General features: G+C 68.3%; 12 protein-coding genes, 7 pseudogenes and 1 CRISPR repeat array. Of the genes and pseudogenes, 13 read left to right on the top strand and 6 right to left on the bottom strand.

Annotation, left to right across the window (positions count from 1 at the left end; all coding sequences use genetic code 11):
- Nucleotides 1-98: 98 nt before the first annotated feature.
- Nucleotides 99-488: a CRISPR direct-repeat array (repeat unit 29 nt; unit sequence CTGCTCCCCGCGCATGCGGGGATGGTCCC).
- A gap of 170 nt (nucleotides 489-658) precedes the next feature.
- Nucleotides 659-1558, bottom strand: a complete 900-nt coding sequence (locus ACTWQE_RS14535) for a GNAT family N-acetyltransferase (RefSeq protein ID WP_443329334.1) — start codon at nucleotides 1556-1558, stop codon at nucleotides 659-661.
- 848 nt (nucleotides 1559-2406) lie between these two features.
- Here ACTWQE_RS14535 and ACTWQE_RS14530 point away from each other — a divergent pair.
- On the top strand, nucleotides 2407-2859 hold the full coding sequence (locus ACTWQE_RS14530; protein ID WP_443329333.1) for a hypothetical protein: 453 nt from the start codon (nucleotides 2407-2409) through the stop codon (nucleotides 2857-2859).
- A gap of 123 nt (nucleotides 2860-2982) precedes the next feature.
- Here the strand turns inward: ACTWQE_RS14530 and ACTWQE_RS14525 are convergent, their stop codons facing one another.
- The 3 genes from ACTWQE_RS14525 to ACTWQE_RS14515 all read right to left on the bottom strand — a co-directional run bounded on the left by ACTWQE_RS14525 (nucleotide 2983) and on the right by ACTWQE_RS14515 (nucleotide 7015).
- Nucleotides 2983-4026, bottom strand: coding sequence for a hypothetical protein (locus tag ACTWQE_RS14525; RefSeq protein WP_443329332.1), 1044 nt, complete (start codon nucleotides 4024-4026; stop codon nucleotides 2983-2985).
- A gap of 919 nt (nucleotides 4027-4945) precedes the next feature.
- Nucleotides 4946-5269, bottom strand: coding sequence for an RICIN domain-containing protein (locus ACTWQE_RS14520; protein WP_443329331.1), 324 nt, complete (start codon nucleotides 5267-5269; stop codon nucleotides 4946-4948).
- Nucleotides 5270-6487: 1218 nt separating this feature from the next.
- Nucleotides 6488-7015 carry an alpha/beta hydrolase gene (locus ACTWQE_RS14515; RefSeq protein WP_443329330.1) on the bottom strand — a complete coding sequence of 176 codons (528 nt, stop codon included), beginning with the start codon at nucleotides 7013-7015 and terminating at the stop codon, nucleotides 6488-6490.
- Between ACTWQE_RS14515 and cas5e the strand changes: the two are divergent.
- The 7 genes and pseudogenes from cas5e to ACTWQE_RS14480 form a co-directional block, all read left to right on the top strand.
- Nucleotides 6903-7493 (top strand): annotated as a pseudogene (gene cas5e, locus ACTWQE_RS14510) (type I-E CRISPR-associated protein Cas5/CasD); the annotation flags it as partial. The gene ACTWQE_RS14515 and the pseudogene cas5e sit on opposite strands and share 113 nt — an antisense overlap.
- A pseudogene (locus ACTWQE_RS14505) lies at nucleotides 7477-7784 on the top strand (NF041680 family putative transposase); the annotation flags it as partial. The pseudogenes cas5e and ACTWQE_RS14505, both read left to right, overlap by 17 nt.
- A 70-nt stretch (nucleotides 7785-7854) precedes the next feature.
- Complete coding sequence (locus tag ACTWQE_RS14500) at nucleotides 7855-8364, top strand: hypothetical protein (RefSeq protein ID WP_443329329.1); 510 nt, start codon at nucleotides 7855-7857, stop codon at nucleotides 8362-8364.
- A 166-nt stretch (nucleotides 8365-8530) separates the two neighbouring features.
- A pseudogene (locus ACTWQE_RS14495) lies at nucleotides 8531-9178 on the top strand (Ku protein).
- 608 nt (nucleotides 9179-9786) lie between these two features.
- Nucleotides 9787-10395 (top strand): hypothetical protein, encoded by a 609-nt coding sequence (locus tag ACTWQE_RS14490; RefSeq protein WP_443329328.1) that lies wholly within the window; start codon nucleotides 9787-9789, stop codon nucleotides 10393-10395.
- 622 nt (nucleotides 10396-11017) lie between these two features.
- Nucleotides 11018-11314 carry a type II toxin -antitoxin system TacA 1-like antitoxin gene (locus ACTWQE_RS14485; RefSeq protein ID WP_443329327.1) on the top strand — a complete coding sequence of 99 codons (297 nt, stop codon included), beginning with the start codon at nucleotides 11018-11020 and terminating at the stop codon, nucleotides 11312-11314.
- A complete protein-coding gene (locus ACTWQE_RS14480) occupies nucleotides 11311-11697 on the top strand; it encodes a fic family toxin-antitoxin system, toxin component (RefSeq protein WP_443329326.1) in 387 nt (128 codons plus the stop codon). Before ACTWQE_RS14485 ends, ACTWQE_RS14480 begins: the two co-directional genes overlap by 4 nt.
- A 136-nt stretch (nucleotides 11698-11833) precedes the next feature.
- On the opposite strand, the pseudogene ACTWQE_RS14475 reads toward ACTWQE_RS14480, so the two are convergent.
- Nucleotides 11834-12049: pseudogene (locus tag ACTWQE_RS14475) on the bottom strand (helix-turn-helix domain-containing protein); the annotation flags it as partial.
- 236 nt (nucleotides 12050-12285) lie between these two features.
- Between ACTWQE_RS14475 and ACTWQE_RS14470 the strand changes: the two are divergent.
- The 3 genes and pseudogenes from ACTWQE_RS14470 to ACTWQE_RS14460 all read left to right on the top strand — a co-directional run.
- Entirely contained in the window at nucleotides 12286-12483 is a 198-nt protein-coding gene (locus tag ACTWQE_RS14470; RefSeq protein WP_443329336.1) for a Tn3 family transposase, read from the top strand.
- A 71-nt stretch (nucleotides 12484-12554) separates the two neighbouring features.
- Nucleotides 12555-13315 (top strand): annotated as a pseudogene (locus ACTWQE_RS14465) (IS5 family transposase); the annotation flags it as partial.
- A 108-nt stretch (nucleotides 13316-13423) separates the two neighbouring features.
- A pseudogene (locus tag ACTWQE_RS14460) lies at nucleotides 13424-13960 on the top strand (Tn3 family transposase); the annotation flags it as partial.
- A 174-nt stretch (nucleotides 13961-14134) separates the two neighbouring features.
- Here ACTWQE_RS14460 and ACTWQE_RS14455 read toward each other — a convergent pair.
- Nucleotides 14135-14734, bottom strand: a complete 600-nt coding sequence (locus ACTWQE_RS14455; RefSeq protein ID WP_443329325.1) for a TetR/AcrR family transcriptional regulator — start codon at nucleotides 14732-14734, stop codon at nucleotides 14135-14137.
- Between the two features lie 124 nt (nucleotides 14735-14858).
- Here ACTWQE_RS14455 and ACTWQE_RS14450 point away from each other — a divergent pair, with 124 nt between their 5' ends.
- Entirely contained in the window at nucleotides 14859-15674 is an 816-nt protein-coding gene (locus tag ACTWQE_RS14450) for an SDR family NAD(P)-dependent oxidoreductase (protein WP_443329324.1), read from the top strand.
- Nucleotides 15675-15733: 59 nt separating this feature from the next.
- Nucleotides 15734-16047: pseudogene (locus ACTWQE_RS14445) on the top strand (recombinase family protein); the annotation flags it as partial.
- Nucleotides 16048-16449 lie beyond the last annotated feature (402 nt).

Raw genomic sequence — 16449 nt, 5'->3', positions numbered from 1 at the left:
TGATACTTCCCTAAATGCTCTCTTCATGCCTCTTGCCGGATTCGACGATAGTGCTCGAAACCCGTGCTGTCCCGCGATAAAGCCCCAGGTCGCGAAGTCTGCTCCCCGCGCATGCGGGGATGGTCCCAGGTGCGTCGCCATGCTGTAAGCCGCAGAGGCTGCTCCCCGCGCATGCGGGGATGGTCCCTATCAGGCGTTCGCTGGGCCATGGCCCAGCCTCTGCTCCCCGCGCATGCGGGGATGGTCCCATCTCCGGGGCGCCGGAGACCTCCGCCACGACCTGCTCCCTGCGCATGCGGGGATGGTCCCCCCGCGTCACCGTCTACCAGCCCGGCCGCGCACTGCTCCCCGCGCATGCGGGGATGGTCCCCGAGCCCACTCCGTGACGCGTTTCGACGCTGCTCCCCGCGCATGCGGGGATGGTGCCGCGTCCAGCGCAGCATCCAGGAAGTCCGACCGCTGCTCTCCGCGCATGCGGGGATGGTCCCGCGCCGGCAGCGGGGGCCAGCTCGTCCACGCTCAGCGGGATGCGTGCCCGCCGACGCGCGGGAGACCGACGGCAACGTGCCCGGGTGCGCCACCATGTCCAGACCGGCTGACGCCAGTCCCCAAAGTCCCGCTACGCCCTGCGGGGGCCGCGGTGGGCTGAGGGCACCGGTCAGGGCCGGCGGGTGAAGGACCACAGGCGGTCGACCTCGGTGAAGCCTGCCGCGTCGTACAGGCGGTTGGCCGCGGTGCGGTCCCGCTCCGGGTCGCCGGGCGGGGCGTCGTCATCGACGTAGGCTATGACCTCCCGCGCGCCGTGATCGGCCAGAACTTGGAGCGCCTGCGCGAGCAGGCCGCGGCCCAGGCCCCGGCGTCGGCGGGACGCCTCGGTGCTGATCCACCACAGCACCCCGACCCCGTCCACCGGGCGGCCGACAGTGGCCTCCCCGGCCGGGGTGCCGTCGGTGTCACGCAGGGTCAGCTGCCAGCCGTCCCGCTCATGGCACGGCGCGACCTCCGCGACCGGGTACAGACGCGGCCCGCCCGTGCCCGCCGCCTCCTCCTGGTCGAGGCGGCGGTGGATGTAGCGCCACAGGTCTTCCCCGGAGAACCTCGCAGCCTCCAGGGCCCTACGGGTCGCCGGACGGTTGCGCACCGGCAGGCCCTCCAGCCCTAGGGAAAGGGCGGAGGCGAACTCGAAGGCGTAGACGGTGCGCCGGCCCAGCCGGTCAAGCACCCGATCGATCAGCGCCCCAGTGAGGGCCTGGTCCTCTTCCAGGCAGTGGAGCCACAGGATGAGTCCGGCTCCGTCCCTGGGCCGTGTCGCGTAGGAGACGACCCCCAGCACCTGGCCGCCGCTGTTCTGGAGCACGTCCGTGACCGGCGCATCCAACTCGGCCCACCAGCCGCTGTCCACCGGGGAACGGCCCGCTAGCGCCTCGGTCAGCATCCCTGGCGTGGTCTCGGGCTGCCCGGGCAGCCGATCAGCGTTGATCAGGGCGAGCACCGCCTTCTGGTCGCCGTCCGTGTACGGGCGCGCGGACAGGTGTGTCGCAGCGGTCGTGAGCGGCACGCGGATCTCCCTGAATCTGCCTCGTCTTCCAAGGTGTCCCCGCGGCCACCGGGCGCCCACCCCGAGAATTAAATGTACCGGTCTGTTCATCTTGTGCTGGGCATCGGCACCCCGTGCAACGGATGACGGCGGAGTGGCGCGGGGGCGCGCTGGCCGCCTGTCTGGCCGCGTAACAGTGGCGTCCGCTGCGGCTCCAGAGTGCGGCTGCACCAGCTCCTTCTGGCCTGCGCGAGGTCGTCAGGGAAGCCGTAGGTGCCCCTTACCACGCAGAAAATGTATTCGCGTTTGATTCTCCGGGGCCCGCGCCGGTCGGTGCCGGGGGGAGCGGGGGTCTGGGGGCCGATGAAGGCCCCCAGCACCCACCGACCCGGGCCCTACGACTCTTTGACGATCCCTTGACCCACCCCGACGAGGACGAGGTGAACCTCGCCCAGATCGCCCGCATGGCCGGAGTCGGCCGCGCGGCCGTCGTCAACTGCGCGCCGCCGAGCAGTGGCTGTGCGACCTGGACAAGCTCCCCGAGCCCGCCCCGTACCGGCCGCCCGCCACCGTGGCCTTCACCGGAGGCCCGACGATCACCGTGTACGGCGCCGCGCCGCACAATCCGGCGCTGCCCTGGAGCGGCGGCGCGGACTACGAGGAGTTCAGCGGCTACATCGAGCCCGACCGGCCCGGCATCCCCTGGCCCACCGCCTCGCCGCGGATCGACCAGCCCCGGAGCCCGCCCTACGAGGTGACGGACGCCAACGTCGACATCAGTAGGGCCGCATGGAGGGCCTCAAGCTCATCTGGCCCGCCGCCCGGCGCCGGGCCCTTCCCACCACGACCGAGACCCCGGAGGTACAGGCATGACGGACACCACGACCGAGACCACCGCGGTGACCACCCAGCAGGAACCGCCCCTGCCCAAGGCTTTGGGTGCCCGACGGATCGCGGGCCGGCTCGCCGAACACACCGGCGAGCCGGTCACCGGCACGGACGTTGACGAGCTGGTCGACCAGGAGCACCTGGTCGCGGTCGACTCCTACAAGGGGTGGCCGATGTACTCCACGGCGGCCGCGCGCGCCCTCAATGTCGACCTGGTGCGGTCGGTGGTCACCGACCGGTTGGCGTGGGAGGCGGCGAGCCTGCCACGCGACGCCGCGGCGGAGCGGATCGGCTGGCACTGGAGCGACCTGGACCGCATGGGGCGCGAGGGCCGCATCACGACCGGGCGCGGCGGGCGGTACCTGATCGCCGACCTGGACAAGCTCGCCGAGGAGGCCGACGGCGAGCAGTACGTCACTGCCCCAGTTATCTAGGGTTGTCAAGATGAGTGCACAGGTCAGACAGCAGAGTAGGCATCCTGGCACGTGAGGCATGTAGTAACCGTGCTTCACGACTGCTGGTCGGCAGCTCACACGCCAGAGGGATGCGCCCTGTTGTCATTGCTCGGTGTCGCTGGTGTTGCGGCGCAGCCACTCGGTCGCCTCGTCTTCCGACATCGAGGGGTTGTTGCGGCGCAGCCACTCGATCACCATCTCTTCCGGCAATTCCGTCTCGATGACCTCGGTGCGCTCGGGCGAGGGGTTGGTCAGGTCTTGCCACCACCTCGCGGCGGACTGGGCCCATCGCGGACTCGCTGGCGGAGCTGGAACGACCACTGAGGCAGGCGCCGCGTTGGTCGAGGGCGGAATCGTCCGCGGCCGGGCTGGAACGACCGCTGTGTCAGGCGCCGCGTCGGTCGGGCGGTGAGCTGGCGTGGATGGTGCCGAGATCCCGAGCAGCTCGGCTTCCCGGGATTCAATTGTGCGTTGGTTGGCGATGTTGGACCAGCTCCAGTATCCGTAGACGTTGTCGACCCGCTCGGGCATCTGATCCCGCGGCGTCCGGTTGCCTTTCTGGCGATCCCGGAAGGCCTCGACCATCTTCCTCGAACGCGTGCGCAGCCTCAATCCGCGCCAGATCAAGGCAACCGGTATCGACACGGGAAATGCCAGGAGGTTGACCGCGGAGACGACGGCATGGCGGTCGTCAAGCCACCAGTTCCGCCAGCGGCGGTCGATGTCGCCAAGCACGCACAGTTCGGCGACGCGCCGTAGGTCATTGTTGTCGCTGAGCTTCCGAAGCGGTCGCCACCAGGACGGTGTCATCCCGTTGCCACGCCGGAACGCTTCCAGGCGCTCGAACGTTTGGCGGTCCCACCACCCGCTCTGGGCAACGTCTCTTGAGGTCCACCACACCTCTCGATGGCATGAGGTGTAGAAGTTACGCACGGAGCCTTCGATCACCCCGTCAAGTGCTGCGATCTCATCTGGGATCAACGTGGTGTTCCGATACGAAACCAGGGTGTTGAGGTCACGGATCATCGCGTCCATGGCCTCGGCGCCACCGACGCGGGCGTAGTTCTTCGGTCCAGCTGCGAGCCGTTGGGTGATCACCCGTAAAGTCGGGGGGATGGCGCTGAGTGCTGCGGTCTGCGGCTCCATGGTGATAGTGGAGCACTTCGGCCAACGCGCGTAAATGGAACGATCTGTGAATCAAGCTTCCCGACGAGGGGCGCCGGTAGCCCGCTCCTCCTCGAGAAGGACCACTCTCTACGGCTTCAGCACTCTCCTGGCAGTCGGTCCGTACTCGCAGCGGCGTAAGCTGCCTACCCTGTCTGCGCCCACACGAACGGGCGGATGCTTCCCACAGTGACCGCGATCATTCTCCGCGCCCGTAGCGGTGCGGGGGGCCTGCTCGGGCAGTCCCAGCCACGCCGCCGCGGCCGCTGGTTGATCACTTTCCAGCCAGCCGCGTGCAGGCTGACTCTTCCGGATACCAGCCGGGGCGACGTGCGCTTTGCAGCTAGTTTCGACCGAACCGAGGTTGCACCCCACCGTGACGCACTTGCCTGAAAACCCTCGGATACCTGTAAGCATGGGGTGGCACTTGCCTCATGTGGCTGACGCTTCCTCGGGACCCGAGATAGGGAAGCTGTAGGCGTCTCTCGCCGCGGCTCATAGAATGCGCGTTCGAATTCTCGGGAGGGTGACCATACCGGGCGTCACACGGTCGCCAGCGCCGCCGCGGCCGAAGGTCGGGGCGGCCTACTCCTTGCCGCAGGTCAGGCCAGGAGATCAAGGCATCCAGAAGCTGGCGGGCGCCAGCCGCAGCTCGCTGATGGCTGTGGGACGCCGGTAGGCCGGGATGGCCGATGGGGGACGAACACCCCCATCGGCCATATGGCCCCTGCGAAGCGTCAGCTGTCTCGTGTGGACCTGGCCCGGGTGGCACTGCACGCCGCACGTCACGACATTGCGTACAGGACCCATTTTCATGAATCGCCTTCAACCTGACAGATGCACTTCGGCAGGACGCTCACCGACGGCTATATGCAGGCCCACGTGAGTGCGCTCAGGCCTGCTACTCCCATCCCTGGTTCCAGCCATTGAGGCGGGACCAGACTTGGATGGTGGCCCCGTTGGTCCAGCTGTAGTTCGCCACGTCGAGGCAGCGACGGTCGTACAGGTTCTCGATCCAGAAGTAGCCGTCGCTGCGGTCCACCAGCCGCCACTTCTGGTTACTGGTTTCGGCGCAGCCGTAAATGTAGACGGCGGTACCGTTGGCGGGTGGCCGGTCACGGGACTCGTCTAGGCATTTCCCCGAGGCATTCGCGTTCTCGATGGTCACCACCGGATACCCCTCGCTTGTTCCCCTGTCGTTGAGGTACCAGCGTTGGTTTTCCACATTCCGTCAGTGCGGTAATCCCACAGCTGCACGCGAGAACGGTCGGCGGTACCCCACTCCCTGACATCCAGCACCTTGCCTCCTGACGCGTCGGGGCCGCGGCTGTGAAGCGACCCGTATATCAGCGCGCCCCGGGCGGCGGCTCTGCCTTCTTGCCGGGCCTGGACGTACTCAGCCGGGCTGGATACCTCGGTCACTGTGGTGTTGTCGCCCCGGCCGGCCGCTGACGACTTGTAGGTGGGACCGGCCCAGCCTATGGTGGCAAGGGCGAGAACGCTCCCGAGAGTACAAGCGGTTCGGAGCCTAGTGCGAGCAGGAGTCATCGTCTGCCTTTCGCTCGAGATGCACGTTCGCGTGGACGCGGCCCTATAAGGGAAGGGCGAGGGGGATCTCTGACGGCCTAGAGCCGTTCAGGGGCCCTCGGTGCTGGCTTCGTGGCAGGACGTACGGGGGGCTGGCTACGGAACGGCGCCGCTGACCGTCCTCCCGGGACCGCGCGGTAATTCGCCCGGATTTCCAGATTGAGCGCCGATGGCGTACCGCCAGGCCTCTCGATGCTGTTCTAAATCCGCAGCTCCGCTTGGGGGGCAGGAGGAGACCGGTCGAGTCGCGGTCGGCGCCGGTACTACTGCCCCCGCAGTGGTGTCCAAGCGCTGCGATGGCCGGTCGCTGCCTCCGGTATGAGCCGGTACCCGAAGGGCTATCCCAAGTCCACCGATTCCTGGGTCAGTTGCCTGGTCTGGGGCGACTTCAGTGGACGCCTCTGTCCTGCCTGCTACAGTTCGGCCGCAGTCACGCGACGGCCACCTGCGTCGGCTGCCGCTTCGTGTCGCACACTGAGCTTCACTTTGCCAATCAGGGCCTCAGCTGGCCGGTTGAGCGCATAGTTGGCCATCGGGTCTATGCCGATCAGCGGGCCCCGACCAGGCTGGCGGGAGATGGCCCTGATGAAGGTTTGGGAGTACACCCGCCCTGGAATCGAGCGCCGCCGATTGGAGCGGGGGCAGCGCCGAGGCGGCGGGCGACCTGGGAGGGATGAGTCAGCTGGGGGTAGTGCCCGGCCTCGGCGATCTCGGCCACTGGGTGGTCGACTGTGGTGACCAGCGGGTCGGCCGAGCCCACGACGATCTGGACTGGGACGCTCAACTGGTCCAGCCCCGTCCGCGATTGCCCGGTGCTCGGCGATGTCCGTACGCAGAGCTGCGGCCACCCGGCGCGCTATTCCGCGGCGGCGCAGGCCGCTGCGGCGCTCTGCACCTCTGCCCCCTCGGGGACGCCGAGCGTCTGAGCCAGCTGAGCGGGGGACATGCGGCGCATCATCGGCACGGCCAGGCCCGAGCGGGTGAGCCGTGGGGCGGGTGCCTGCAGGAACGACGCGGATAGGAGGACGAGTCTGCTGATGCGTCCCGGGTGATCGACAGCGAAGCGTAGCGCGGTTCCGCAGGTCATCGAGTGTGCGACCAGCGCAGGGCTGGTCCGTACCGGGCTCAGCAGGTCGGCCAGCCACGCATCCACAGGCTGGGTTGTGGCGGCCGAGCGTCCCAGGCCCGGCAGGTCGGGGGCCAGGATCGGGTCGGCGAGGTGGGCGGCGAGGGGTGTCCAGAGGTCGGCGTTCATCGGCAGTCCGTGCAGTATGACGTGGGCGGGGCGGTGCCGCTCTCCGGTCACCCAGGTGCGGCTGCCCGCCACGGTGCGGAAGCCGTACGGGCTCAGCCAGGGCGAGGCGGCACCGAAGCGGGTGGCCACCAGGTCTCTGCTGCTGCGGCTGGCGGGTCCCCTGCAGTCCTGGGGCGAGCGTTCCGCGTTCGCCCCGGTGCGCGATACCGCGCCGTTCCCCACCCGCTCCGCGCTGACCGGTCTGTTCGCCGCAGCGGAGGGGATCGGCCGCGAGGACGAGGCGTCGCTGCGGCGGTAGGCCGGGCTGGAGTTCACCGTCCGCGTCGACCGGCCGGGTGTACCGCTCGTGGACTATCACACCGTCGGTGGCGGCCGCCCCAAGGACCAGACCGCCGCCACCAGCGGCGGCAGCCGCAAGGGCGCCGCCGTGATCACTCGGCGCCACTACCTGGCCGACGCGGTGTTCGTCACCGCCGTCACCGGCCCGGCAGGCGACATCGACCGGATCGTCGCGGCGCTCCGCCACCCTCACTGGGCCCCCTACCTGGGACGCCGCTCCTGCGTCCCCGACGAGCCGTTACTGCTGTGCCCAGCTCCGGCTCGCCCGCCCGCTGGCCATCGACCTGCTACGGCCCTGGGAGAAGCCAGCCCAGCCGAACAACTGACGCCCGCCTGTGTCCGGCGGGGGTTCAGGAACCTCTGTGTGCAAACCGGTTCCCCACCCGGGGCACCCAAACCATACCGCCCTGGTCCCGGCCGGCCACTGGGCTCGAGGAACCGTCGCCGGGCCACCCGCCACGACGTAGGACGCGTCCTCGCCACTGGTGAGGCATACGCCCGACCCGCCCGCCACAAGAAGGGAACCAAACCTCGGCGCCCAGAGGAGCGGCAAACTTGACGGCCTGGGCCATGGGCAACGGGCACGGGGCCGAAGAAGTTCACGGAGTGCGTCGGTGGATCTCAGTTCAGTGATCATCGCAGTGGCAGGCGTCGCAGGAACCCTCGGAGGATCGATACTCACCCAGCGCGGCTCCGAACGCGCGCAGCGCCGGGAGATAGAGCTCATTCGTGGCCACGAAGAGATCCGTGAGAACCGTTCGCTCCGGCGCACCTGTTATGTGGAGCTCAACCGAGATGCCCGGCAGTTCACCACGGCACTCAACCGTCACCTGCACGTCATGAGGGAACACGGCGTGGAGGACTCCGACAGAGATGCACTCGAAGAAGCCAAGAACGCTCACCGTGATCGGTACTCCGAAGCTCAGATGACGGCCCCCGACTCGGTACTCATGCGGGCGAGTGTCGTCAACCAAGCCCTGAACAAGGTCTACGGCGAGGTCAAACGCCTCGAACGAGGTGACCCCGGACCAGGCGAAACGATGGAGACCGCGGCCCAAGCCCAGTACGAGCTCTGGGACATGCTCCGAACTATGAGAGCCGCCATGCGGCACGACCTCGGTGTGTCGCCTGAAGATTGAGATCCGGCATCAGGCTCCGTCCGGCTCTCTATGTGCCTCGACGAGCCATGAGCTGACCGAGGCAGAGGTTAAACGCAAGCTGAAACCCGCTGCGAGCACTGCGGACGTCGCGACCTGCGGTTTTCGGGGAGATGAGATCGCTGCTCAGCGGCGGTGTGATGGGTGTATGCTGCCGCCGACCATCGTGAAGCTGCACATCACGTTCGGGCTCGTGTCCGTTCCGGTGGACGGACACCCCGCGACGGCGCGGCACAGCGTCCCGTTGCACCTGGTCCACACCCGCTGCGGCTCCCGGGTGCGGCTGCACCGCTTCTGCGAGGCCGAGGGCATCGAGATCCCCCGCGAGGAAATCGCCCGCGGCTAAGAGGCCGATGGCCGCACCGTCATCCTCACCGACGCCGACCTCGCGGACCTCCCCCTGCCGAGCATGAAGAACATCGAGGTCCTCGCGTCCGTCCCGTCCGACAGAATCGACCCGCTGCTACTGGACCGCGCCTACTACCTCTCCGTCGACGGGCCGGTCGCCGCCCGGCCCTACGTCCTGCTGCACGATGCCATGCGCGAGACAGGCCAAGTGGCCATCGCACGCGCCGTCATCCGCACACGCGAGGATGGTCAGCGCAGCCAGCATCCAGACAGCGGACTGCGACGAGAACTGAGCATTGATGCTCGCTCAGACTGTCTTGCTCGTCTACGTACGCAACTGGCCACCATCAATGACCTGGCATACGGACTCACGTGGAGTCGCCGGAGTCCGCGGCCGCAGAAATCCGCGACGCACTCCAGGCCGCAGCAGACACGGCCGCTTCCATAACTAGCATCTCGTCAACGACGGGTTGTCGCCGTCAACCCCACGGGCCGGTGGATCCGGTGGCCCCGAACGGCTGGGGCCGGTGCCTGTTGTGCAACTCCAACCGGCGCCGCGGAATGAGCAGCGGACGGCCTTGACAGACCCGCGCTCACACCCGCGAGTGATCACGGTCCGCCCACCATGTGCCGATCACCAGACCATGAGTCGGAGCCGTCGCACCACGTTTTCGTGCGGATCCTTCTTCCGCACGACCAGGGCGCGCCAGCAGCCCCGGTCTCGCCTCACGACCAGGGCGCGCCAGCAGCCCCGGTCTCGCCTCCGCCGTGACGCGCTTGCTCTCCCGGCACCCGCAGATCTGGCCCTTTGGGGTCGTGTTTCCGGCAGAGTTCCAGCCTGGCGGACGCATGTGTCAGCAGGGCTGAGCCTCACGGCGCGCGACGGGCAGCACACCGCTGTCGGCTGTATGGGCGTGACGGAAGGAGGTCAGCGCAGGTACCCGGCCCCTGCGATGCCACGTCTCGTGCGGGGGGTACATCGCCAGTCGCGGGGATGACTCGTCCAATGTGAGTAACATCCGGACACCAACAGCGGTACGAAGGAAGCGGGATGTCATGCCGGACACGTCCGAACAGCACAACGTCCAGGAGCGCTACGCCCAGCAGCTGCGCGAGGATCTGGAGCGCAACGAGGCGGAGCAGGAACGTGTCAACTCCGAGCTGACAGAGCTGCAGAGAAAGCTCGGCGCTCTCGAGTTGGACCATGGAGTGCTGCTGAGCATGCAGGGCGCGCTGGGCAGCGAACAGAGCTCTGGGGGCGGCCGTTCGAAGAGGGCGGCCGCCGGATCGGCTGCCCCGGTGATGGCAGTGCCGACAGCCAGGCGTGCGAAGGACGCGCCTGCACCGACGGGCAAGGGCGGCAAGAAGGCGGCCAAGGCTCCCGCGAAGCCCAACAAGTCCACGAGTCCCACGCTGCGCGAACTCCTGCAGGGGTACCTTGGCACGCAGACCGAGCCGCAGACGGTCAACGAAGTGACGGCGGGGCTCCAGAAGGCTCACCCGGAACGCAAGTTCAACCCCACCGCAGTGCGCACCGCCCTGGAGACCGGTGTCGCTAAGGGGTTTGTAGAGCGCAACAAGCAGCAGAAGTCGGTCTTCTACCTTCCCGTCAAAACGGGGCCTGATGAGGAGCAGGTTGCAGAAGCCTGCGTAGCGGAGGCGTAGCCGAGCCGCCGTGGCCGGCGCTGGGCAAAGAGTTTGCTAGTGGTGATTCGGTTCCGGTGCGGGAGGGCCCCCTGCGTGTTCTTCCCCCGCGGGGTCCAGGCTCTCTCGGCGGGCGACACCCGAGTTACCGGCTCGCGGCCGATGGGCGCCCTGGCCGGGGGTGGCGGATGAGAACGCGGGTAGCAGGCAGCCGCCCGGACTACCTGCCGACTACGCCAGTTCACCGCCACCCTGTCCGCCCTGCTCGTCCTCTCCCTCATGGCAGGACTCGTCGCCTGGAACCAGTAGCAGTGAGCAGCACCGGCACAAGGCGGTTGCTGCGGAGCAGTGGGCACTGGCCCGGCAGCTCGCCGCGCTCTCGGCTTCCCTACTGGAGACCAAACCCGACCATGCCTCGCCGCTGGCTGTCCACGCCTACCGGACCAGCGCCACCACCGAAGCCACCGCGAGCCTCTTCGACGCCGCCGCCCTCCCTCTCCAGCGCCGCCTCAGTCTGGCCAGCGCCGTCGCAGCGATGGCATACAAGTCACCGCGGACACACCCTGGCCACCGCCCCCGTTCCGGGCCAAAGAGCCACCCCTACATCTAGACCTCGGATGGTACCGCTGGTACCGTAGGTACCATGCCGGAACAGAAAGCCATGAATCTCCGCTTCCCCGACCCCGAACAGCGAGCCGCTATCGCCGCTGCCGCCCAGCAGGAGGGGGTGAGCATGCAGGAGTACATCCTCTCGGCCGCCTACGCCCGCGCCACCGCCGTCGAGCAGCGGTTCCTCGAAGGCTTCAAGGACTCGATGGCGCGCAGCGGCGCGGCCTTCGCCGCCGAGCCCAGCAGCATCGACCCCACCCCGGAGCAGCGGACCGCCGAGCAGCAGGCGCTCTCCGAGTTCGAGCACGGCGAGCGGGGTCATGCGGCGTGACCCAGCCCGAACCGGTGCACCCGCTCCACCTCACGTTCCTGCTGCATGCTGCCGAGCTGCTTCCGGGGGATCCCCAGGTCGATGACCTCGGGCCGCTGTACGCCGCGGTCGCGCGGGTCAACGCCCGGGCCATGGACCGCGACGTCTACGGCTCCCTCCCCCTGAAGGCAGCCGCGCTCCTGCAGACCCTGGCCAAGCTCCCCTGCCTGGAGCACTCGAACGAGGCCTTCGCCTGGCATGCCTGCGAGGCCTACCTCGCCCTGAACGGACGCCGACTCGACTACCCGCCCAAGGACGCAGTCGCGCTCGTCCGCGACACCGCCTCCGGGACGCTCGGCGTCGCCCGGATCGGCCGCCAGCTCCGCGGCTGGACCACCACCTGACGCCTGCGGACGCCCGGCAGCCCGCCGGGGGCATCGGCCTCGGGCGGGCGCGATGTCCCGCCTGAAAGGGTGGCATCCCCCCACACGCCTCTCCAGCCGCGCGGCGGGCCGGGAGGTTCTGGGCCGAGGTGGTGATCAGGTCGGTGGGCGTGCAGTCGAGGATGTCGCAGAGGGTGGCCAGCACCGGCAGGGACAGTCGTTCCGGGGTGCCGGAGACCAGACGGTGGACTTGGGAGGAGGACAGCGTGATGCCGCGTTCGGTCAGGTGCGGCATGAGCTCCGCGACGGTGAACATGCCGCGGGCAGCCATCAGCTCGCGCAGGCGCCACCGGTAGCTGATCTGGCGTGGCATCAGGAGGTCCTTCCCGGCCGCAGGGCGGCCTCGATGGTGGCGTCCAGGACGCGACGCAGGGGCCGAGCGGATGGGTAACGACGAAGCTCAAGGCCTGCCGCAGCTGAGGAAGGCGGCGAGGAAGGTCGCCGCGGCGGTCGACGTGCTGATGACGACGCCTCCGGCGACCGAGTCAGGCGAGATGGTCTCCGTGGTGGACGCGTGGTCGGCGATCGGGGAGGTCGTTCCGCGACTCGCTGTTCATCCTGGACGCCATCCACGCCCGCGACGGCGGCCCGAAGCCGGAGACCGTTATCACCGACACCGCGTCGTACTCTGACATCGTCTTCGGCCTGTTCGCCATCTGCGGCTACCAGTTCTCACCGAGGATCGCCGACATCTCCGACGCCCGGCTGTGGCGCACGAACGCCGCGGCCGACTACGGGCCGCTCTAGGGCCTGTCTTCAGTCGTGATCAAGATCGGATTTTGGGTCCCAGCGGGGTGCCGGTCCGGTAGGACAACGGTGTGACGCGTGCGCAACTCACCGACGAAGAGTGGAAGTTCATCGAGCCGTTCCTGCCGATCGGCAGGTTCGGCCCGTACCCCGAGCGGCTGCGTGAGCAGTTCGAGGGGGTGATCTGGCGGTTCCGCACCGGCAGCCAGTGGCGGGAGATGCCCGAGCGGTTCGGTGCCTGGCAGACGGTCTACAACCGCTTCATGCGATGGCGGGACGCGGGTGTCTTCCAGGCCCTGCTGGAAGGGTTGATCGCCGAGGCCGCCCGCAGGGACGAGATCGACATGTCCCTGGTCAGCGTGGACTCCACCACGGCACGGGCTCATCACGACGCGGCCGGCATGCGGGTCAGCGAGGAGACCCTGGCCGCACTCGAGGAGGCGGCCACGCAAAAGGGGGAGCGTGCGAGGAACACAACGGGCCAGACGGCGAAGCTGACCCGGTCCGGGCCGAACGGCGTCGCATCCGGCGAAGACGGCGGGCCCGGCTGAAGGCCGCCCGGCTCGGACGGTCCCGCGGCGGACTGACCTCCAAGATCCATCTGGCCGCCGACCGGCGCTGCCGGCCGATGGCGCTTGTCCTGACCGCCGGGCAGGCCGCCGACAGCCCCCAGTTCATCCCCGTCCTGAAGGAGGTGCGGGTCCGTCTGCCCGTCGGCCGTCCCCGCACCCGGCCCGCCGCTGTGGCCGGTGACAAGGCGTACTCCTCCCGCGCCAACCGCGCCCACCTGCGCAAACGCCGCATCAAGGCGGTCATCCCCGAGAAGAAGGACCTATCTCGCCGGACTCCACCTCCGCGCAGCGACCATCTGGATCGGCAGCCTCTTGCAAGCCCGTTGATCACGACTGGAGACAGTCCCTAGCTGGTCTCGAACCACACCATCCGCCTGGACCGGATACGCGCCCACTGGGGCGACATGCTCCGTGTGGCAGGTTCCCTGGCCCTCGGCGAGGTCCGGGGCCACGACCTGATCCGCATGCTCTCCCGTGACGGCAAGCCGACCGGGCTCGGCGACGCGTTCGCCCACTACGGCCGGATCTTCAAGACCCTGCACCTGCTTCAGTTCGTCTCGGACGAGGGATACCGGCGGATGATCGGTGCCCAGCTCAACGTCACCGAGGCCCGCCACCGCCTCGCCCGGAAGATATTCTTCGGGCAGCGCGGCGAACTGCGCCAGCACTACCGCGAGGGCATGGAGGACCAGCTCGGCGCGCTCGGCCTGGCCCTGAACGCCGTCGTGCTCTTCAACAGCCTTTACATCGTTGCCGCCGTCAAGCAGCTCGCGGCAGACGGCTTCCCCGTCACCGACGACCTCCTCGCCCGGCTCTCCCCACTCCAGTACGACCACATCAACTTCCTCGGCCGCTACGCCTTCACCCGCCCGCCGGCGCCGGGCCTGCGGCCACTGCGCGACCCGCACTCGGATGACGAGACGGACGACGCCGAGGACGGAGGGCCGCAGGCCCGTGCGATCAAAAGCGGTCCGGTCCCGGAGTCACCACCTACGTCTCCGGGCTGGAACGCTTGATGACGGGCGCTCAGGGGTCAGGAGCCGACCGGGCCGAGCTCTGCGGGGTGGATTCACTCCTGTTCAGGGGCCGAAAGCTCTGAGGGTCGCGTCGACAAGTGAGTCGGCGTATGCGGCGGTCAGTGGACCGCTGCGGTGCAGCCACCGCTGGAAGAGGGGGGCGTAGAGCACTTCGAGGACCAGGTCGAGGTCGGCGTCGGCGTCGAGCTGGCCGACTTCCTGGGCGCTGCGCAAGCGTGCTTTCTTCGCTTCTTCCAGCGGTTGGGCCAGCTTCTTCCGGTACTCGGCCGCCAGTGCTGCATCGTTGGCGATCTCGGTGTTGAGGGCCCGGATCAGCCTGTCGAAGGACGGGTCGGCGAACTCCTCCGCTGTGGCACGCATGACGAGCTTGAGGTCGGTCTCGAGGTCGCCTGTGTCCGGCAGCGCGACCGACTGCCCGTCCGTATCCTCACTCAGAGCCAGAAGGGCGGCGAAGACGACCGCGCTCTTCGACGGCCACCGCCGATAGATCGTCTGCTTGCCGACGCCGGCACGGGCAGCGATGGCTTCGACAGTGACCTTCTCGTACGCATCCTCTGCGACCAGGGCGCGGGTAGCCGCGAGGATTGCCTGCCGGGACCGTTCCTTGCGCCGGGAGTGGTCCGGCCCCTTCTCGTTGGACATGCGTTTAGCCTAACCCTGAAACTAAACGAGACGATCCGTATTGATGGAACCAGGAGCGATGCCCTAGCGTCAAAACGAATCGATACGAACCGTTTCGTTTACTGAGGGTGAGGCGTCGTGGCGAATGCAAGAGTCTGGCTCATCACCGGGTGCATCCCGCGGCCTGGGCAGGGCTTTCGCCGAGACCGCCTTGGCGGGCGGCGACCGCGTAGTAGCTGTTGCCCGCAACGTCGGGCCCCTGGAGGAACTGACCGAGAAGTATCCCGGCCACCTGGTCCCGCTTTCGTTGGATGTCGCCGACCGTCAGGGCGTGTTCGACGCGGTGGAGCGGGCGGCAGCTGCGTTCGGCAGACTGGACGTTGTCGTCAGCAACGCAGGCGGAATGCTCTACGGCATGGTGGAGGAAGCCACGGAGGAACAGATCCGCGCGCATATGGATGTGAACTTCTTCGGCGCTGTGTGGGTGGCTCAGGCGGTCCTTCCTCACTTGCGCGCCCAAGGCGGGGGACGGCTCCTCCAGGTCACCTCGATGGGCAGCGGCGGCGGCATGGCCACCGTCGGCTTCTACGGCGCAGGCAAAGCCGCGCTGGACTCGGTCAGCGAGGCACTGGCGATGGAGGTCGAAGGGTTCGGCGTCAAGGTCACCATCGTGCAGATGGGCGGCTACAACACCGGCCTGTTCACCGCTGGCACCACGACCACCGAACCCCTGGCGCAGTATCAGTCCCTGCGCACCGAGATGGAGGCGATGTGGGGCGACTCCGTCGCCCCGGAGCCGGACACCGCTGCCCCGGTCATCATGGAGCTGGCCGCACTGCCGGACCCGCCCCGACGGCTGATAGTCGGCAGCCAGTCCTTTGATCACGTCTTGGAGATGGACCAGGCCCAAGCGGATCTGTACCGGTCCTGGGAGCACTTTAGCCGTATCGCCCCTGGCTGACCGGGTCCCGCGCCACGACATTCCCATCCCCGTCCCGCTGCGCAGTCGCCGGGACGGGCGTGTGCCGAGAAGTACGCGGTACCGGCAGGAACCGCCGGAGCCGACCGCAGGGCAGGCTGTGCTACTGCCGCACTTCGACGGCCGACCAGAATCCCGATCATCAGATCGACGCTCTTCTCCGCAACGGCGTCGACCGTGACAACATCCACGTCGACGTCGCCAGCGGTGCGAAAGCCTCCCGCCCCAAGCTCGATCTCGTCATGCAGCTAATGTGCGCGGGATCGGGCTGCACGTCATCGAGCAGGGCATCGACACCTTCACCATGGAGGGCCGGGCCATGTTCGGGACGCTCAGCGTGCTCGCGGAGCTCCAGAGAGAGCTGATCGTGGCGAACACGAACGACGGGCTCGCCTCCGCGCGGGTCCGCGGCCGGGTCGGCGGGCGTCGGCCGAAGCTCATGCCCACCAGGCCGAGCTCGCCCAGCAGCTCTACGACGCCCGGGAGAAGACCGTCCAGCAGATCGCCGACATGTGCAACGTGCCTCGTTCCACGGTGTACGGGCACCTCGACAAGGCCAAGACCGTTCCCCGCCAGCCGAAGAAGACGACGACCGGCAAGTGCTGATCGTTTCCGGCGGGCATATGTTCCCAGCGACGGAGCTGGGGCCGGCGGCCGCTATGATTGACCTCCCAGCCGCTCCGTTGCGGCGGCTGCGGCCCAGTCGAACGGCCCGTGACCGTGCGGCTATAACGGCCCGAAGGTGCACCGCATCAAC

It is taken from the genome of Streptomyces sp. 8N706 (genome assembly GCF_052245415.1).
Lineage (GTDB): Bacteria > Actinomycetota > Actinomycetes > Streptomycetales > Streptomycetaceae > Streptomyces.
Note: the sequence above shows the minus strand (reverse complement) of the source record. Positions and strands in the feature narration are given on the sequence as shown.